This is a genomic window from Pseudomonas sp. IC_126, assembly GCF_004331835.1.
GTDB lineage: Bacteria > Pseudomonadota > Gammaproteobacteria > Pseudomonadales > Pseudomonadaceae > Stutzerimonas.
In genome coordinates, this window is sequence record NZ_SJSS01000004.1 from 127,532 (window position 1) to 144,208 (window position 16,677).

Here is a 16,677-nt window from a genome sequence, read left to right on the forward strand (position 1 = left end):
TCCTTAACGTTCTTCCATACTGGCGGCACGCGCATATGGCAGTGCACCTTCAGAACCGCTACCGAAAGCGGCCTGCTGAGCATGCTGACGAACATACGCCGGCAACCGCTTTTCATGCCAGCCTTCCGAAGAGCCCTCAGCAGCTGCTGCTTGAGCTTCCGGTGCGCCTGCGCCTTCACTGTAGCCCGCCAATACCGCTGGCCCTTGGTTGGCCTGCGGCACGGCGATGCTCGGCTGCGCAGCCTGTTGAGCAATCTGTGGACCAGCAACTTCGCTCTGATTGTACAGGCGTACTCCGGCTAGTACTGCTACGGTTACCGAAGCTGCAACAGCAATACGCCCCATGTTGCGCCAGGCAAAACGCTGTGGCTTGGCCACTGTGATGGCCGGCTCGTCAGCTAGTGCGGCAGATACCGCCGAAGCGATGTCCAGGCGTGGCTCAATCAGCTCCTTGTGCATTGCGGCACGAGCAATCTGATAACGCGACCAGGTCGATCGCATTTCGGTGTCGCCATCGGCGGCGAGCACTCGACGTAATTCCAACTCGTCCGCTTCGTTATCCATCACCGCGGACAGCGATTCATGCAGGGCTTCACGACTCATGGCGGTTCCTCTCTTGGCTATCGCCGCTGTCTCAGGATTCATGCAACAGGGGTTGCAAAGATTTATCGATGGCTTCCCGCGCTCGGAATATCCGCGAGCGGACTGTACCCACCGGACACTGCATCACGTTTGCAATGTCTTCATAACTAAGACCATCAAATTCACGCAGTGTTAGAGCCGTGCGTAAATCTTCTGGAAGTTGCTGTATGGTTTTATGAACTGTGTCCTCTATTTCATCCCTGAGAAGCGCTCTTTCCGGCGACTCGATGTCTTTGAGAGCGTGGTCGCCTTCATAAAATTCAGCGTCTTCGGAACTGACATCACTGTCAGGTGGCCGCCTTCCTCGCGCCACTAGATGATTTTTTGCCGTGTTGATAGCAATGCGGTACAGCCAGGTATAAAAGGCGCTGTCCCCGCGAAAATTCGCAAGCGCGCGATAGGCTTTGATAAAGGCTTCCTGCGCAACATCCTGCGCCTCATGGGAATCATGTACGAAGCGCACGATCAACCCAAGGATCTTATGCTGATACTTCAGTACCAACAGATCAAAAGCCCGCTTATCTCCCCGCTGCACTCGCTCGACCAGTTGCTGGTCCTGCTCCTGCGTTAGCATAAACACTCCTCCCTGACCTGGAAGGGGTGCTGCGCCCGCCTGCGAGCTGACCTGCCAGAATAGACCCGGGCTTTACACAAAAGTTCTCCCCCTTCAAGCAAGCTTTTCTGCAACACACCTAACGGCATTGGCGAGCGACGCGTCAGGACGGATCGCCCTGATAACGCCCTCTTAGTATTCGCAGCAAAATCCAACCGCCCCTTGAACGATGGCCAGTCGGGTCGCCTACACAACTGTCTATAGAGACAGGCTTGCAAGAAAAGTTCCAAAGCATCAGCCACATAAAAACGGGCCGCTATTTTGCCGGGGATGCACCTCTATATACTAGGGCCTATTTCCGTTTCGCTGCGAGTCGCGTTGCCGCCGAAAATGAAGCCGGACAGGCGCGGAACGCAGCCTTGGCAATTCCCGGCAGAGCGCATGGCGTTTGTAGTGCCGCAGCCCCTCAGACATGAGATTCGAAATGAGCCAACATCATCAGTACGACGTTCTTGTCATAGGTAGCGGCGCCGCCGGTTTGACGCTTGCGCTCAATTTGCCTACCACGCTTCGTGTCGCGGTATTGAGCAAGGGCGACCTGGCTAATGGCTCGACATACTGGGCCCAGGGTGGCGTTGCGGCCGTGCTGGATGATACCGACACGATCGAATCTCACGTTGCCGATACTCTCATCGCCGGCGGCGGGCTGTGCAAGGAGGAAGCCGTACGATTCACGGTCGAACACAGCCGCGAAGCCATCCACTGGCTGATCGAGCAAGGCGTTCCCTTCACCAGGGATGAAGCCGATCGCGAGCATGGCAGCTTTGAATATCACCTCACGCGGGAAGGCGGACACAGTCACCGCCGCATCATTCATGCCGCTGACGCGACTGGCGCAGCCATTTTCAATACTCTGCTTGCCCGCACCCAAGACAGAGACAACATCGACCTGCTGCACCAGCGCGTCGCCGTCGATCTGATCACCGAGCGCAAGCTGGGCCTGAACGGCAAGCGCTGTCTCGGCGCCTATGTGCTGGATCGAGCGAGCGGCGAGGTGGATACCTTCCACGCAAGGTTCGTCGTGCTTGCGACAGGCGGTGCCGCGAAAGTCTACCTCTATACCAGTAACCCGGATGGTGCCTGCGGCGATGGCATCGCCATGGCCTGGCGCGCCGGATGCCGAGTCGGCAATCTGGAGTTCAATCAGTTTCACCCCACCTGCCTGTACCACCCCAGAGCCAAAAGTTTTCTGATCACCGAAGCATTGCGCGGCGAGGGCGCGATTCTCAAATTGCCGAACGGCGAGCGCTTCATGCCGCGCTTCGACGCCCGCGCCGAACTGGCACCACGCGACATCGTGGCTCGGGCGATAGACCATGAAATGAAGCGCCTAGGTATCGATTGCGTCTACCTGGATATCAGTCATAAGCCCACGGAATTCATCAAGGCACATTTCCCTACCGTCTATGAGCGCTGCCTGACGTTCGGTATCGACATCACCCGTGAACCAATTCCAGTGGTACCGGCAGCGCACTACACCTGCGGTGGCGTCGTAGTCGACCGGGCAGGAAGAACCGACATTCCGGGACTCTATGCCATTGGTGAAACCAGTTTCACCGGCCTGCACGGCGCCAATCGCATGGCGAGCAATTCACTTCTGGAGTGTTTCGTCTACGCCCAAGCCGCCGCTCAGGACATTCTTCGCGAGCTGCCATCGGTGCAGGCGCCAAACTCCCTGCCAACCTGGGATGCAAGCCAGGTTACCGACTCGGACGAGGACGTCATCATTGCGCACAACTGGGATGAGTTGCGGCGCTTCATGTGGGACTACGTTGGCATCGTGCGGACCAGCAAGCGTCTTGTGCGCGCGCAGCACCGAGTGCGCCTGTTGCTGGGCGAGATCGACGAGTTCTACAGCAACTATAAAGTCAGCCGCGATCTTATCGAGTTGCGAAATCTGGCGCTGGTGGCGGAACTGATGATCCGTTCGGCGATACAGCGCAAGGAAAGCAGAGGCTTGCATTTCACGCTGGATTATCCCGAGCAACTTCCGGGAGCGCAGGACACTATTCTGGCGCCGCCCACCTACGGCGACTGAACTTCAGCCTGACCCGCAGACGCCGATGTTGTGCCTGCAACATTGCATCTCGCGGAATGCAGACGCTCCGAACGAACCAGTCGCCCGGCACCTTGAAGCGCAACACCACTACCAGGGGCAGCGCGATGCTGTCGGGCCGCAACTGGACGGGTTGCCAGCCGGCGCGGCGGCTCCAGAGCGACCAGCCCTGCTGGTCGTGACGCAGACCGAGCCAGGAAGAATCACGAACCAGCAGGATATGCGACGGTACGATCCAGGCGGCATGCAATAGGCATAGTAACAAGCCGAGCAACCACAGCCAGAACGGAACCGGCATCACCAGCAGGATAACGATTGCCAACGAGAGTACTGCGATATAGAGCGCCAGCAGCACGCCAGATCTCTGCCAGCGGCATTCGAACAGGTGGCTACTTGGGCTGGACACGATCTAGGATCATGCGAACCATGTAGCGCAAATCTTCATCGTCCGGCTCGGCACGTTCCATGAACCAGCCGAACATGTCCTGATCCTCGCAACTCAGCAGCTTACGGTAGCGGCGCTGATCCTCTTCGTTCAACTCTGGATAAACCTCCTTGACGAAGGGCACCAGCAAAACGTCCAGTTCGAGCATGCCGCGACGGCTCTGCCAGAACAGGCGATTGAGTTCGGATTGTTCGACCATGCAAATACTCCTGAGTGAAGGGCCAGCATTATACCGACTGGCGCAACGGCCGGCGCCCTGTTGACGTCCGATGCGGAGTGGCAGCTGGTGCACACTGTGTTTTGTCGGCGTCCTGCTATGATGCCGGTCCTGATTCTCCACGGCGTCCCGTCATGACCGATACTGCTTTTTTCTGCGTCCTGTCGCACGAAGGTGTCCTGGCCGTACGCGGCCCGGACGCGAACAAGTTTCTGCAGGGACAGCTGACCTGCAACCTGAATTACCTCGACGCGCAACATTCGAGTCTCGGTGCGCGTTGCACGCCTAAAGGGCGTATGCAATCTAGCTTCCGCATTCTGGTGGAAGGCGATGGGTATCTGTTGGCGATGGATCGCGCCCTGGTGCAAACGCAGCTTGCCGAGCTCACCAAATACGCAGCGTTCTCGAAATCCAAGCTGTATGACGAAAGCGACGAATGGGTTCGTTTCGGCCTCAGCGCCGGGGACGGCGCCTTGGTCAGTCTCGGCCTGGATCTTTCCGCGAACGCGGATCAAGTGGTTTCCACCCACGGATTGATCGCCGTCCGCCTTGCCGATGGCCGCGCCGAACTATGGACGCGCGCGAAGGATGCCGAAACCACACGCCTGCGGCTCGCCGCCCAGCTTTCCGAAGCATCGATCGATTCCTGGTTGCTGGCGCAAATTCGTGCAGGTATTGGCCAGGTCGTAGCTGCCACCCAGGAGCTTTTCATCCCACAAATGATCAACCTCCAGGCACTGGGCGGGGTCAGCTTCAAGAAGGGCTGCTATACCGGCCAGGAAATCGTTGCGCGGATGCAATATCTCGGCAAGCTGAAGCGCCGTTTGCATCGGCTTGCCGCTGAAAACGCCGATACCACGGTGCCGGAACCGGGTGTCGAACTGTATTCACCAGTCCATGGTTCCAGCGTTGGGGAAGTGGTGTTGGCGGCAAGTGCTGCGGGCGGGCTGGAACTGCTAGCAGTTCTGCAGGAAGACGCCGCAGCCGACGGGCGAATATTCCTCGGCTCACCCGATGGTATTCCGCTGACCTTGCGCGACCTGCCGTACACCCTGAACGCGGACCGCGAAATCCAGCGTTAGCCTTACTTGCCATGCCCAACACAGAATCACCCATTAAGGAGAGACATGAGTACTCTTGCCGATAAAGTTCTGCAGGAACTGATGCAAGCGATCGAAAGTGACGAGCTGGTCCTGCCGACGCTACCGGAAGTGGCACTGCGAGTCCGTGAAGCTGCGGAAGATCCCGACGTGAGCATTCCGACCCTGGCCAAGGTGATCGGCAACGACACTGCTCTTACGGCGCGCATCATCAAGGTCGTGAACAGCCCCCTGCTGCGCACCAACCGGGAGATCAACGACCTGCAAATGGCGATAAGCCGTCTTGGCATCAATTACACCTCGAACCTGGCGACCGGCCTTGCCATGGAGCAGATGTTCCAGGCGACGACGGACGTGGTCGATCGCAAAATGCGAGAGGTCTGGAACAAGAGCACCGAAATAGCCGCCATTAGCCATGTTCTGTGCCGTAATTTCACGCGGCTTCCGGCTGATCAGGCGACGTTGGCGGGGTTGATTCATCAGATCGGCGTTCTACCGATCCTGACGTACGCAGAAGAACATAGCGCCCTGCTCAGCGACTCCATAAGCCTTAATCATGTCATCGATCGAATCCATCCGGTCATTGGGGAAAAGATTCTGCGCGCTTGGGAATTCCCCGAGCCAATCGCAGCGGTTCCCGGCCAGCATCTGAATTTCTCTCGCATCTCGGACAAGGTGGATTACGTCGACATCGTTCAGGTCGCTACCTTGCAGAGTTACATCGGAACCTCTCATCCTTACACCCAGCTCGACTGGAACCAGATTCCCGCATTCAGCAAGCTGGGACTCAACCCGAATACGCTGCTACAGGAGGACGAAGATCTGTCCGCCGCGATGGATGCGGCGATGAGCATGTTGCAGTAACCCCTCGCGGGTGCTGCCTGGCACCCGCAATCCTTCTCGCCTGCCGCGCCTGGACTCAGGTTGCTGACCGTTGGCCGCATGCAATGAACCGCTACCGCCGCGCCAAGTCACAAGATTAACGGCGTACTTGCCGTATCACGCTGGTGCGCCGGTCACGTCTCGGCCGCACCTGTCTGTCAGGTAGATGAAGGAGAACAAAAATGACCCCTAAAGCGTTCTTTTCTGGTGCTGCAGCAGTGCTATTCGGTGTGGCGGCAAACTTTGCATTAGCGGCGGAAGGTGAAAATTTCGTCGACGAAGCGTCCGCAAAAGGCATGGCGGAAATCGAAACCGCCAAGCTGGCGCTGGACAAAGGCACTGCTGAAGACGTCAAGACGTTCGCGCAGAAGATGATCGACGACCACACCAAATCGAATCAGAAGCTTGCCGAGATTGCCGGCCAGCACGACGATCTGGAAATGTCGGACGAAGCGGCTCTCATGGATAAGGCCAAAGCCATGATCCTCAAGCTGCGTGAAGGTGAGAATTTCGACCAAGCCTATGCCAACAATCAGGTCATGGCCCACGAACAAACCATCGAGCTGTATCGCGAATATGCAAAGAACGGTGAAAACGCCGAACTCAAGCAGTTTGCCGAAACGACGCTGAAGGAGCTGGAGCAGCACCTGCAGCACGCCCAGGAACTGGCCGCTGCCCACGGTGGTAACCAGTAAGACTGTCGATTGGCGCCGCAGACGCGGCGCCACGCTTCAGACGTCGCTAGGGAGTCGCCAGTCGATCGGCTCCTTACCTTGTTGTTTGAGGAACTGGTTGGCGCGACTGAAGTGTCCGTTACCGATGAACCCTCTGTGAGCCGATAGCGGCGACGGATGTACCGATTTGAGCAGCAAATGCTTGGTCGGATCGATCAGCTTTGCCTTGCTCTGAGCATGCGCGCCCCAGAGCATGAACACCACATTCGAGCATCGCTCGCTTACCACTTCGATGATTCTGTCCGTCAGGCGCTGCCAACCCTTCTTCGCGTGGGACCCTGCCATCCCCTGCTCGACCGTCAATGAGGTGTTGAGCATCAGAACGCCCTGATCCGCCCAGTGCTGCAGATAGCCATGGCGAGGGATGTCCAGATTCAGGTCGCGCTTGAGCTCTTTGAAAATGTTCTGCAGCGACGGCGGCGGCGCCACGCCTGGCTGTACCGAAAAGCACAAGCCGTGTGCCTGCCCGGCGCCGTGGTAGGGATCCTGCCCCAGAATGACCGCCCGGACCTGATCGACAGGGGTGGAATTCAATGCATTGAAGATCAACGGTCCCGGCGGATAGATGATCTTTCCAGCCGCTTTTTCGCTGCGCAGAAACGCACCCAGCTCCTTCATGTAAGGCTGCTCGAACTCGTTCTGTAACGCGGCCTTCCAGCTTTCTTCGAGTTTGACGCGATCAACCTGACTCATAGCGCTGCCCTGATTGCGAGGCGCTGAACCCTAAGCAAAGGATTGCGGGGAGTCAACGCGCGAGGCCGCCCAAGCATTCGTTTCGCGAAATGTTGCCTACCGCACACTTACATAAAGGTTCCCCCGTATACGACCAATGAATGCGTGACGAAAAGCCGCAGGGCACAGTAAAAAGCCTCTCACCAACAACAAATACAATAAGGACTCTGCAATGAAACGGATTACGCTCCTGGCTCTGGGGCTAGGGTTCTGCCTGGCTGCCGAAGCTGCCGATCCGATCACTCTCGGCCTCAACTACCCCCGCACCGGCAGTTACAAAGAGGAAGGCCTCTCGCAGATGCGCGGCGCACTGCTGGCCATCGATGAAATCAACGCCAACGGCGGCGTACTGGGCCGCCCATTGAAGCTGTCCACCCGCAACTCCGCGTCGCGCCCGGAAAAAGCCGTAGCCAACGTCGACAAGCTAGCCGACGAGGGGGCTGCCATGCTGTTTGGTGGCGCTTCGAGTGCTGTCGCCATTGCCGCCGGAAAGCGTGCCAAGGAACGCGGTTTGCTCTATTTCGGCACCCTCACCTATTCCAACGACACGACCGGGAAGGATGCCCATCGCTACATGTTCCGCGAGTGCAACAACGCCTGGATGAGCGCAAAGGTGCTGGGCCAGTATCTGAACCAGCACCTGCCCAACAAGCGCTACTTCTACATCACCTCCGACTACACCTGGGGCCATACCAGCGAAAGCTCTCTGCGCCAGGCAACCGGCACGCAGGACAGCAGCCGACATCCCAGCATCAGCACGGCTTTTCCCGGCGCACGCCTTTCCGACTATCGTGCCGCCCTGACCGAAGTAGCCAAAAGCGAGGCCGAGGTACTCGTGCTGGTGCTGTTCGGGGAAGACTTGGTCCGCGCGATGCGGATCGCCGATGAACTCGGCCTGAACAAGAGAATGCAGGTCGCGGTGCCCAACCTGACGCTGAGCATGGTCGAAACGGCCGGGCCGGACATCATGCGCGGCGTTTTGGGCACAGAGCCGTGGACCTGGCGCGTACCAGAGCTGGAGGGGTCGGTCGCTGGCAAGCAGTTCGTCAAAAGTTTCGACGAGCGTTACCAGACCCATCCATCCAGTTCCGCAGCCTCGGCCTACAGCATCGTTTACCAGTGGGCCGACGCCGCGAATCGCGCACGCAGCCTCGACAGCGAGCGAATCATCGCGGCGCTCGAAGGTCATCGTTACACCCTGCTCAAGGACGAGCAGCAATGGCGGGCCTTCGATCATCAGAACGCTCAGACGGTGTACGCGGTGAAGGTCAAGCCGCGCGAGGAAGTGCTCAAGGACCGCTTCAAGCAGGACTACTTCGAAATCGTTCATCGCCTGACCGGAGAGCAGGCTGCGCCAACCCTTGCCGAATGGCAGGCCGAACGCCGCTCTGGCAATCAGACGCTGGCGCTGCAATAGCTTGAAGCCGGAGCGGCGCTGTCCAGCCCAAGCCGCTCCGACGTTCTCTCCTTGCGCGCATCAGAGCGCGCACTGTCCTATTTGGTCTCAGCGGCTATTCCAATCGTTCTGGTCATACCTGGACGGATCGCGCCTAGACTTCATCTAACGGTTTCCGTCATGACCATCGTTCTGCAACACGCGGCTCAATCGCGTATCTGATGCAGACAAGTCGCACGTAGTTGATTCCGACGAGGACGTCCATCATGAGCAGCACCGCAGTTGAACCTTACAAGTCTGGGGTCTTCGATCTGACCCACAAGCTGACCGTAGAAAAGCATGGGCATACCGCACTGATCACCATCAACCACCCACCCGCCAATACCTGGGACCGCGAATCACTGATCGGCCTCAAACAGGTCGTCGAACACCTGAATCATGACGACGACGTGTACGCGCTCGTCATTTGCGGGCAGGGTGAGAAATTCTTCAGCGCTGGCGCCGACCTCAAACTCTTCGCTGATGGCGATCGAACCCGCGCTCGAGAAATGGCGAGACGCTTCGGTGAGGCTTTCGAGGCTCTACGCGAATTTCGCGGGGTATCGATAGCCGCCATCAACGGCTTCGCTCTCGGCGGTGGGCTGGAATGTGCACTGGCCTGCGATATCCGCATTGCCGAACAGCACGTACAACTCGGTTTACCGGAAGCCTCGGTCGGCCTGTTGCCATGCGCCGGAGGCACACAGGCGCTTGCCTGGCTGGTGGGTGAAGGTTGGGCCAAGCGGATGATTCTTTGTGGTGAACGGATAACAGCGGAAACGGCGATGCGTATCGGTCTGGTAGAACAAGTGGTGGAACCTGGCGAGGCTCGCGGGCATGCGCTGCTGCTAGCCTCCCGCGTGGCAAGTCAGAGCCCTGTGGCCATACGCAAGATCAAACCACTGATAGATTCCATGCGCAGCCGCGGACCAGTAATGCTCGCAGCTGCCGAACGCGAAGCCTTCGTCGATCTGTTCGAAGCCGAAGATACCCTGGAGGGCGTCAACGCCTTTCTTGAGAAGCGCGAACCGCGCTGGAGAAATCGTTAGCCCGTTATCACCGCAACGGCTCGGTCACGCCCAGGCTTGGGCGCACCCGAGCGTGCCGAAAAAGCGGGTCAACCTCTCAACGCCGATGATGCCGGCCGTTGAAATCACGACGCTGATGCATCCGGTAGTCACGCCCGTCACGAATCATCGGAGACCGACCAAAGCGTTGGGGGTGTTCGCGATGCCAACGTTGAGGACGGTCGAACCCTGACTTGCGTCCATCATTCCAACGTTGCGGCCGATGAATCTCACCGCGGCGCTCATGGCTCCAGCGCTGCCGGTCCGTTCCCCGATGTCGATCGTAATACTGCGGCGGTAGCTGACCCTGATAGCGCGGCGGCAAATTCTGCGGATATTGCCGGTGCTGCGAGTACGGGCTGCGCGGGTCGTACTGGTAGGCGCGGTTTTCGACGCGATAGCTGCCGCCATCCGGCTGATACACCCACACGCCACCTCGTGATTGCGCGCATGCCTGGGTCCCGAAGCCCAGACCAAGCAGCAAGATCACCAATGGAATCTTCATCGAATACCTCCAGCAGCCGCTCTGCTTGAACGTTGCGACCATGTCACATCAGACCACAGCAGAGGAACGGCTGACGAGTGACCTGACAGCTGGCGCATTTCCATATATGTCATGGCCCCGGTTCGAGCGGGGTCCGGGCAGTCGCGGCCTTGTATGGCCGCCATCGCTTCCCGATAATAGCGGCCTTTTAGCTCGGGCTCGTGCAGAGCACCACAGGAACCCGCATGACCGAACTCGCCCTGATCATGGTTAGCGCCATCCTGGTCAACAATTTCGTGCTGGTACAGTTTCTCGGCCTGTGCCCGTTCATGGGCGTCTCGAAAAAGATCGAAACCGCCATCGGCCTGTCGTTGGCCACTACCTTCGTGCTGACATTGGCCGCGATGTGCAGCTATCTGGTGCAGCAGTACGTACTCAAGCCTTTGGACCTGGAGTTCCTGCGCACCATCAGCTTCATCCTGGTGATCGCCGTGGTGGTGCAGTTCACCGAAATGGTGGTGAACAAGACCAGTCCTCTTCTATACCGCGTGCTGGGCATCTTTCTGCCGCTGATCACCACCAACTGCATCGTGCTCGGTGTCGCCCTGCTCAATGCCAACAAGTCCGAATTCACCTTCATCACCGCGACCGCCAATGGCTTTGCCGCCGGCCTGGGCTTTTCCCTAGTGCTGGTGCTGTTCGCCGCCATGCGTGAGCGCATCGCCATCGCCGACGTTCCCAAGTCGTTCCAGGGCGCGGCCATCGGCATGGTCACCGCCGGCCTGATGTCGCTGGCGTTCATGGGCTTCACCGGGTTGATCAAGCTATGAGCCTGGTTCTGATCGCCGTGCTGGCGTTATTGGCACTGTGCCTGGTGTGCGGTGCGATCCTGGGGTTTGCGGCGGTGCGCTTCCGCGTCGAAGGCGACCCGATCGCCGAGCAGATCAACGCCCTGCTGCCGCAGACCCAGTGCGGCCAGTGCGGCTATCCGGGCTGCAAGCCCTACGCCGAAGCCATCGCTGGCGGTGACAAAATCAACAAGTGTCCGCCAGGCGGCGAGTCCACCATCCAGGCGCTGGCCGACCTGCTGGATGTCGAGCCGGAGCCGCTGGATGCCATGGAAGGCGAAGTACCGCCACGCGTCGCCTACATCCGCGAGGCCGAGTGCATCGGCTGCACCAAGTGCATCCAGGCCTGTCCGGTGGATGCCATCGTCGGCGCCGCCAAGCAGATGCACACCGTGATCGTCTCTGAATGCACCGGCTGCGACCTCTGCGTCGAGCCCTGCCCAGTGGACTGCATCGACATGATCGAACTGGGCAGTAACCTGCAGAGCTGGAAGTGGGACCAGCCGCTGGCACCAGGCCAGTTGATCGCCAGTGACCGGGAGCAGGCCGCATGACCTCGCTGAACGTCTGGGACATTCATGGCGGCATCCATCCACCGGAGTGCAAGGATCTGTCCAACCGCGCGCCGATCCAGCGGATGCCACTGCCTGCGCGGCTGATCGTACCGCTCGCCCAGCACCTGGGCGCCCCGGCCGAGCCCTGCGTGGCGCTCGGCGAGCAGGTGCTCAAAGGCCAGAAGATTGCCGAGGCCAGCGGCTTCGTCAGCGCGCCGGTGCATGCCCCCACCTCGGGCACCGTCAGCTTCATCGGCCCGCAGCCCTACCCGCACGTCTCGGGGATGACCGCCACGGCCATCGTCATCGACAGCGATGGCCGCGACCAGTGGATCGAGCTGCAGCCGCATACCGATTATCGCCAGCTGCCCCCTGCCGAGCTGCTGGACATCATCCGCCAGGCAGGTATCAATGGCCTTGGCGGCGCCGGCTTCCCCACCGCGGTGAAGCTGACCGCACCGCCCACGCAGACGATTCGCACGCTGGTCATCAACGGCACCGAATGCGAGCCCTACATTACCGCCGATGACCTGCTGATGCGCGAGAAGGCCGCCGAACTGATCGCGGGCATCGAGATCCTCGAATACCTGATCCAGCCGCAGGAAGTGCTGATCGGCATAGAAGACAACAAACCCGAGGCGATTGCCGCCGTGCGCGCTGCCGTCGCCAATCGACCCTATGTGGTTAAGGTCTTTCCCACCAAGTATCCCTCCGGTGGCGAGAAGCAGCTGATCCAGATCCTCACCGGCGAGGAAGTGCCCAGTGGCGGCCTGCCGGCTGATATCGGCATGCTCTGCCAGAACGTCGGCACCTGCGTCGCCGTCCACGATGCCGTACTGCTAGGCAAGCCGCTGATCTCGCGCATTACCACCCTGACCGGCGAAGCGCTCGTCCGGCCGATGAACATCGAGGCGCTGATCGGCACGCCAGTGGCCGAACTGCTGGACTTCACCGGCCTCGACAGCGGCAAGCTCAACCGCCTGATCATGGGCGGCCCGATGATGGGCTTTACCCTGCCGTCGATGGACGTGCCGCTGATCAAGACCACCAACTGCCTGCTGGCCAGCACCCTGGCCGAGCTGCCGCCACCGCCGCCGGCCCTGCCCTGCATCCGCTGCGGCGAATGTGCTGAGGTCTGCCCGGCCAGCCTGCTGCCGCAACAACTGCATTTCTTCGCCCTGGGCCAGGAGCACGAGCAGCTCAAGGCCTACAACCTGTTCGACTGCATCGAATGCGGCGCCTGCGCCTACGTCTGCCCCTCGAGCATTCCGCTGGTGCAGTACTACCGCGCCGCCAAAGGTGAGATCCGCGCGCTGGAACAGAAACAACAGAAAGCCGAGCACTCCAAACAACGTTTCGAACTGCGCCAGGAACGTCTGCGCCGCGCAGAAGAGCAGAAGGAAGCCGATCGCAAGGCCCGCGCCGAACGCGCCGCGCGTGCCAAGGAAGCCCAGGCGCAAACCGCCAGCCAGGACGACCCGGTTACCCGAGTCCAGGCGCAGAAGGTTGGCCTGTCCGAAGAACAGAAGAAGCTCAAGATCGAAGCCAGCATGGCCCAGGTCGCCTTGAAGAAAGCCGAAAAGCAGCTCGCCGCCCATGCCACGCCCGAGCTGGAAGCACAGGTCGCCGAACTGCGCATCGCCGCCAGCAGCGCTCAACAGGCGCTGGACGCTGCCAATGCCGCCGCTCCGCCTGCGCAAGCCACACCCGCCCCGGCCAACGACGAAGCGGCCAAGAAGGCCAAGATCGAAGCCGCCATGCTGCGGGCCCAAGTACGCAAGCTGGAAAAACTCGAAACCCGCGATGACGAGCAGCAGGCCGAACTGACCCGCCTGCAAGCCCAACTGACCGAAGCCGAACAAGCACTGGCCGGCGCGCAGCAAGGCGCACCCACCGCCCCGAGCAAACCGGCCGGCGACGAGGTATTGAAGAAAGCCAAGATCGAACTGGCGATGAAGCGCGCCGAACTGAAGAAGGCCGAGAAAGCCGGTGCCGACGAAGCTGAGCTCAGCAAGCTGCGCGATGGCTTGGCCAGCGCCGAACAGGCCCTGCATGCGGCCGAAGAAAAATCCTCCAAGCCCGCACCGGAGCTGGTTCGTACCGAAAAGCGCCCGATAGACGAGCAGGCCCGCGCGCTGAAAACCGAAGTAGCCTTCGCCCGCGCCGACCTGCGCAAGCTGGAGCGCGACTCCGACAGCGACGCCACCCGTGTCGAGGCCGCGCGCCAGCGTCTGAACGAGGCCGAACGCAAATTGCAGGAATACACCGACTCATAAGTAGCGGCGCTCCAGGCGCAACTATCCGGGAGCGGCCATTCGTGAAACCGCACCCTGCACCTATTCGACCGGAGAGCCAATGGCCCTGCCACGCATCACTTCACCGCACGCCACCGGCAGCAACCGCACCCAGCGGGTCATGCTGCTGGTACTGGCTGCCACCCTGCCCGGCGTGATCGTCCTCACCTGGCTTTATGGCGCCGGCACGCTGATCAACCTGTGCTGGGCCAGCGCCGTCGCGCTGGGTTTCGAAGCGCTGTTGCTCAAGGTTCGGCAACGTCCTGTGCAGTTCTTTCTGCGCGATGGCAGCGCCCTGGTTACCGCCGTGCTGCTGGCACTGGCGCTGCCGCCCTACTCGCCCTGGTGGCTGACGCTGATCGCCACCGGCAGCGCCATCGTCTTCGGCAAGCAACTCTATGGCGGACTGGGGCAGAACCCGTTCAACCCGGCGATGATCGGCTACGTGGTGGTGCTGATCTCTTTCCCGGTGGAAATGACCACCTGGCCCGTACCCCACAGCGTCGGCCTGGGCGCCGGCTTGCAGCATATCCTCGGCATCGCCGCACTGCCCGATGGCTGGAGCCAGGCCACAGCATTGGACGTGATGAAGCTGAACAGAAGCCTGACCGTCGAGGAGCTCTGGGCCAACCCGGCGTTCGGGCACTTCGGCGGCATCGGCTCGGAGGTGGTTAACCTGGCGTTCCTCGCTGGGGGGCTGTTCCTGCTGCACAAGCGGCTGTTCAGCTGGCACGCACCAGTGGGCATGCTCGCGGCGCTGGCGGTGATGAGCCTGGTGTTCTGGAACGGTTCGGGCTCCGACAGCCACGGCTCGCCGCTGTTTCACCTGCTCAGCGGCGCCACCATGCTCGGCGCCTTTTTCATCGTTACCGACCCGGTAAGCGGCGCTACCAGCAACCTGGGAAGGCTGATGTTCGGCGCCGGCGTCGGCATCCTCGTCTATGTGATTCGCGCCTGGGGCGGCTATCCGGACGGCGTCGCCTTCGCCGTGCTGCTGATGAACCTGGCGGCGCCGACCATCGACTACTACACCCGCCCGCGCACCTACGGCCACCGCAAGGCCGAGCGCGGCTTCAAGCTGGGCGAATGACAATGATCCTTCCCGAACTCAGCCGCTCGATGTTCAAGAACGCTCTGGTGCTGGGGCTGTTCGCGGTCGTCACCGTGGGCGCGGTGACGTTGCTGCAACAGTTCACCGCCGAACGCATCCAGGCTTCCGAGCGTGCGGCGCAACTTCGAGCGCTGAACGAAATTCTGCCTCGTGGCAGCTACGACAACCAGTTGCTCGACAGCAGTGTCGATATCCAGCATCCGCTGCTCGGTTCCCGACAACCGCTTGCGGCCTATATCGCCCGCAAGAACGGTGAACCCGCCGCAGTGATCCTGCAGGCCATCGCGCCGGATGGCTACAGCGGCGCGATCCACCTGTTGGTCGGCGTACTCGCCGATGGCCGCGTCGCTGGTGTGCGAGTAGTCCGGCATCGCGAAACGCCCGGCCTGGGCGACAAGATCGAGCTGGCCAAGAGTCAGTGGATACGCAGCTTCGAGAATCGCTCACTGACCGACCCCGCGTCATCCGGCTGGGCCGTGAAGAAGGATCGGGGCGAGTTCGACCAGTTCGCCGGCGCCACCATCACGCCGCGTGCCGTGGTCGGCGCCGTGCACCGCGCTCTGCAGTATTTCGATGCGCACAAGGATGAACTGCTCGGCGCCAGTACCCACCCGGTTGAGCCCGGGCAGGCGCTGCCGGAGTTGAGCGAGCCCGACGAAACGACCAGTCATACCCGCGCTGGCGGCGCTGCAACCCGTGATGACATGCAGATCACTGATCCACAGCCCGAGCAGACAGGTGACACGCCATGAGCACGCCCAGCTATCGCGAATTGAGCATCAACGGTCTGTGGAAGAACAACCCGGCGCTGGTGCAGCTGCTGGGCCTCTGCCCGCTGCTCGGGGTCAGCAACTCAGCGGTCAACGCCCTTGGCCTTGGCCTTGCCACAGCGCTGGTGCTGGCCTGCTCCAACCTCGGCGTGTCGCTGGTGCGCGGTGTGGTCAACACGGCGGTCCGCCTGCCGGCCTTCGTGATGATCATCGCGGCGCTGACCACCTGTATCGAACTGCTGATGCAGGCATACACCTACGAGCTGTACCAGATCCTCGGCATTTTCATCCCGCTGATTACCACCAACTGCGTGATCCTCGGTCGCGCCGACGGCTTCGCCGCCAAGCACAATCCGCTGATCGCTAGCTTCGACGGCCTGGTCATGGGACTGGGGTTCGCTCTGGTGCTGCTGGTGCTGGGCGGCCTGCGCGAACTGTTCGGCACCGGTGCGCTGTTCGCCAACATGCACCTGCTGTTCGGCCCCATCGCCGCCGACTGGCAGATCACCGTGATCAGCGACTACAAGGGCTTCCTGCTGGCGATCCTGCCACCGGGCGCGTTCATCGTGCTCGGTCTGCTGATTGCCCTGAAGAACCGCATCGATTTCCAATTGGCCGAACGGGCCAAGGCGCAGCAGCCGGAAGTACAAGTGCAGAGCCGCCGGGTGCGGGTAACCGGAGTGATCGAGTAAC

Annotated in this window: 18 protein-coding genes; 12 read left to right on the plus strand and 6 right to left on the minus strand. The window is 60.7% G+C overall.

Translation table 11 applies throughout. The features are described from left to right. Nucleotides 1-3: 3 nt before the first annotated feature. Nucleotides 4-603, minus strand: a complete 600-nt coding sequence (locus tag E0D86_RS13935) for a sigma-E factor negative regulatory protein (RefSeq protein ID WP_131650635.1) — start codon at nt 601-603, stop codon at nt 4-6. Between the two features lie 31 nt (nt 604-634). Then, nucleotides 635-1,216: an RNA polymerase sigma factor RpoE gene (gene rpoE / locus E0D86_RS13940; protein WP_131650636.1), complete on the minus strand. Its 582-nt coding sequence runs from the start codon at nt 1,214-1,216 to the stop codon at nt 635-637. 463 nt (nt 1,217-1,679) lie between these two features. Here rpoE and nadB point away from each other — a divergent pair, with 463 nt between their 5' ends. Next, a complete protein-coding gene (gene nadB / locus E0D86_RS13945) occupies nt 1,680-3,293 on the plus strand; it encodes an L-aspartate oxidase (RefSeq protein WP_131650637.1) in 1,614 nt (537 codons plus the stop codon). On the opposite strand, the gene E0D86_RS13950 is transcribed toward nadB, so the two are convergent. Both E0D86_RS13950 and E0D86_RS13955 read right to left on the minus strand, forming a co-directional pair. Next, on the minus strand, nt 3,262-3,717 hold the full coding sequence (locus E0D86_RS13950; protein WP_131650638.1) for a protein YgfX: 456 nt from the start codon (nt 3,715-3,717) through the stop codon (nt 3,262-3,264). The genes nadB and E0D86_RS13950 overlap by 32 nt on opposite strands. Next, complete coding sequence (locus E0D86_RS13955; protein WP_131650639.1) at nt 3,701-3,955, minus strand: succinate dehydrogenase assembly factor 2; 255 nt, start codon at nt 3,953-3,955, stop codon at nt 3,701-3,703. The genes E0D86_RS13950 and E0D86_RS13955 overlap by 17 nt, the downstream gene beginning before the upstream one ends. A gap of 152 nt (nt 3,956-4,107) precedes the next feature. On the opposite strand from E0D86_RS13955, the gene E0D86_RS13960 reads away from it, so the two are divergent. The 3 genes from E0D86_RS13960 to E0D86_RS13970 all read left to right on the plus strand — a co-directional run bounded on the left by E0D86_RS13960 (nt 4,108) and on the right by E0D86_RS13970 (nt 6,650). Continuing rightward, complete coding sequence (locus E0D86_RS13960) at nt 4,108-5,055, plus strand: folate-binding protein YgfZ (protein WP_131650946.1); 948 nt, start codon at nt 4,108-4,110, stop codon at nt 5,053-5,055. A 45-nt stretch (nt 5,056-5,100) separates the two neighbouring features. After that, a complete protein-coding gene (locus tag E0D86_RS13965) occupies nt 5,101-5,937 on the plus strand; it encodes an HDOD domain-containing protein (RefSeq protein WP_131650640.1) in 837 nt (278 codons plus the stop codon). 200 nt (nt 5,938-6,137) lie between these two features. Beyond that, complete coding sequence (locus E0D86_RS13970) at nt 6,138-6,650, plus strand: DUF4142 domain-containing protein (protein WP_131650641.1); 513 nt, start codon at nt 6,138-6,140, stop codon at nt 6,648-6,650. A gap of 36 nt (nt 6,651-6,686) precedes the next feature. Here E0D86_RS13970 and ung read toward each other — a convergent pair whose 3' ends face one another. After that, the gene (gene ung, locus E0D86_RS13975; protein WP_131650642.1) at nt 6,687-7,382 is read right to left on the minus strand and encodes a uracil-DNA glycosylase; all 696 of its coding nucleotides are present in this window, start codon (nt 7,380-7,382) and stop codon (nt 6,687-6,689) included. Nucleotides 7,383-7,593: 211 nt separating this feature from the next. Here ung and E0D86_RS13980 point away from each other — a divergent pair, with 211 nt between their 5' ends. Both E0D86_RS13980 and E0D86_RS13985 read left to right on the plus strand, forming a co-directional pair. Beyond that, complete coding sequence (locus tag E0D86_RS13980) at nt 7,594-8,838, plus strand: ABC transporter substrate-binding protein (protein WP_131650643.1); 1,245 nt, start codon at nt 7,594-7,596, stop codon at nt 8,836-8,838. A 245-nt stretch (nt 8,839-9,083) separates the two neighbouring features. Further along, nucleotides 9,084-9,905: an enoyl-CoA hydratase gene (locus E0D86_RS13985; RefSeq protein WP_131650644.1), complete on the plus strand. Its 822-nt coding sequence runs from the start codon at nt 9,084-9,086 to the stop codon at nt 9,903-9,905. A gap of 76 nt (nt 9,906-9,981) precedes the next feature. Here E0D86_RS13985 and E0D86_RS13990 read toward each other — a convergent pair whose 3' ends face one another. Continuing rightward, nucleotides 9,982-10,428 carry a hypothetical protein gene (locus E0D86_RS13990; protein ID WP_256681223.1) on the minus strand — a complete coding sequence of 149 codons (447 nt, stop codon included), beginning with the start codon at nt 10,426-10,428 and terminating at the stop codon, nt 9,982-9,984. Nucleotides 10,429-10,652: 224 nt separating this feature from the next. Here E0D86_RS13990 and rsxA point away from each other — a divergent pair, with 224 nt between their 5' ends. From rsxA to E0D86_RS14020, 6 genes are all read left to right on the plus strand, one after another. Continuing rightward, entirely contained in the window at nt 10,653-11,237 is a 585-nt protein-coding gene (gene rsxA / locus E0D86_RS13995; RefSeq protein ID WP_131650646.1) for an electron transport complex subunit RsxA, read from the plus strand. Further along, entirely contained in the window at nt 11,234-11,809 is a 576-nt protein-coding gene (gene rsxB, locus E0D86_RS14000) for an electron transport complex subunit RsxB (protein ID WP_131650647.1), read from the plus strand. Before rsxA ends, rsxB begins: the two co-directional genes overlap by 4 nt. Then, the gene (gene rsxC / locus E0D86_RS14005) at nt 11,806-14,085 is read left to right on the plus strand and encodes an electron transport complex subunit RsxC (protein ID WP_131650648.1); all 2,280 of its coding nucleotides are present in this window, start codon (nt 11,806-11,808) and stop codon (nt 14,083-14,085) included. Before rsxB ends, rsxC begins: the two co-directional genes overlap by 4 nt. A gap of 79 nt (nt 14,086-14,164) precedes the next feature. After that, the gene (locus tag E0D86_RS14010) at nt 14,165-15,193 is read left to right on the plus strand and encodes an RnfABCDGE type electron transport complex subunit D (protein ID WP_131650649.1); all 1,029 of its coding nucleotides are present in this window, start codon (nt 14,165-14,167) and stop codon (nt 15,191-15,193) included. 2 nt (nt 15,194-15,195) lie between these two features. Beyond that, on the plus strand, nt 15,196-15,966 hold the full coding sequence (gene rsxG, locus E0D86_RS14015) for an electron transport complex subunit RsxG (RefSeq protein ID WP_131650947.1): 771 nt from the start codon (nt 15,196-15,198) through the stop codon (nt 15,964-15,966). After that, nucleotides 15,963-16,676: an electron transport complex subunit E gene (locus E0D86_RS14020; protein ID WP_131650650.1), complete on the plus strand. Its 714-nt coding sequence runs from the start codon at nt 15,963-15,965 to the stop codon at nt 16,674-16,676. Before rsxG ends, E0D86_RS14020 begins: the two co-directional genes overlap by 4 nt. Nucleotide 16,677: the final 1 nt, after the last annotated feature.

What these genes read in the sequence shown, in the direction of transcription:
- E0D86_RS13935 (WP_131650635.1), bottom strand. Translation starts at nt 603, where the DNA reads ATGAGTCGTGAAGCCCTGCATGAATCGCTGTCCGCGGTGATGGATAAC.
- rpoE (WP_131650636.1), bottom strand. Translation starts at nt 1,216, where the DNA reads ATGCTAACGCAGGAGCAGGACCAGCAACTGGTCGAGCGAGTGCAGCGG.
- nadB (WP_131650637.1), top strand. Translation starts at nt 1,680, where the DNA reads ATGAGCCAACATCATCAGTACGACGTTCTTGTCATAGGTAGCGGCGCC.
- E0D86_RS13955 (WP_131650639.1), bottom strand. Translation starts at nt 3,955, where the DNA reads ATGGTCGAACAATCCGAACTCAATCGCCTGTTCTGGCAGAGCCGTCGC.
- E0D86_RS13960 (WP_131650946.1), top strand. Translation starts at nt 4,108, where the DNA reads ATGACCGATACTGCTTTTTTCTGCGTCCTGTCGCACGAAGGTGTCCTG.
- E0D86_RS13965 (WP_131650640.1), top strand. Translation starts at nt 5,101, where the DNA reads ATGAGTACTCTTGCCGATAAAGTTCTGCAGGAACTGATGCAAGCGATC.
- E0D86_RS13970 (WP_131650641.1), top strand. Translation starts at nt 6,138, where the DNA reads ATGACCCCTAAAGCGTTCTTTTCTGGTGCTGCAGCAGTGCTATTCGGT.
- ung (WP_131650642.1), bottom strand. Translation starts at nt 7,382, where the DNA reads ATGAGTCAGGTTGATCGCGTCAAACTCGAAGAAAGCTGGAAGGCCGCG.
- E0D86_RS13980 (WP_131650643.1), top strand. Translation starts at nt 7,594, where the DNA reads ATGAAACGGATTACGCTCCTGGCTCTGGGGCTAGGGTTCTGCCTGGCT.
- E0D86_RS13985 (WP_131650644.1), top strand. Translation starts at nt 9,084, where the DNA reads ATGAGCAGCACCGCAGTTGAACCTTACAAGTCTGGGGTCTTCGATCTG.
- E0D86_RS13990 (WP_256681223.1), bottom strand. Translation starts at nt 10,428, where the DNA reads ATGAAGATTCCATTGGTGATCTTGCTGCTTGGTCTGGGCTTCGGGACC.
- rsxA (WP_131650646.1), top strand. Translation starts at nt 10,653, where the DNA reads ATGACCGAACTCGCCCTGATCATGGTTAGCGCCATCCTGGTCAACAAT.
- rsxB (WP_131650647.1), top strand. Translation starts at nt 11,234, where the DNA reads ATGAGCCTGGTTCTGATCGCCGTGCTGGCGTTATTGGCACTGTGCCTG.
- rsxC (WP_131650648.1), top strand. Translation starts at nt 11,806, where the DNA reads ATGACCTCGCTGAACGTCTGGGACATTCATGGCGGCATCCATCCACCG.
- E0D86_RS14010 (WP_131650649.1), top strand. Translation starts at nt 14,165, where the DNA reads ATGGCCCTGCCACGCATCACTTCACCGCACGCCACCGGCAGCAACCGC.
- rsxG (WP_131650947.1), top strand. Translation starts at nt 15,196, where the DNA reads ATGATCCTTCCCGAACTCAGCCGCTCGATGTTCAAGAACGCTCTGGTG.
- E0D86_RS14020 (WP_131650650.1), top strand. Translation starts at nt 15,963, where the DNA reads ATGAGCACGCCCAGCTATCGCGAATTGAGCATCAACGGTCTGTGGAAG.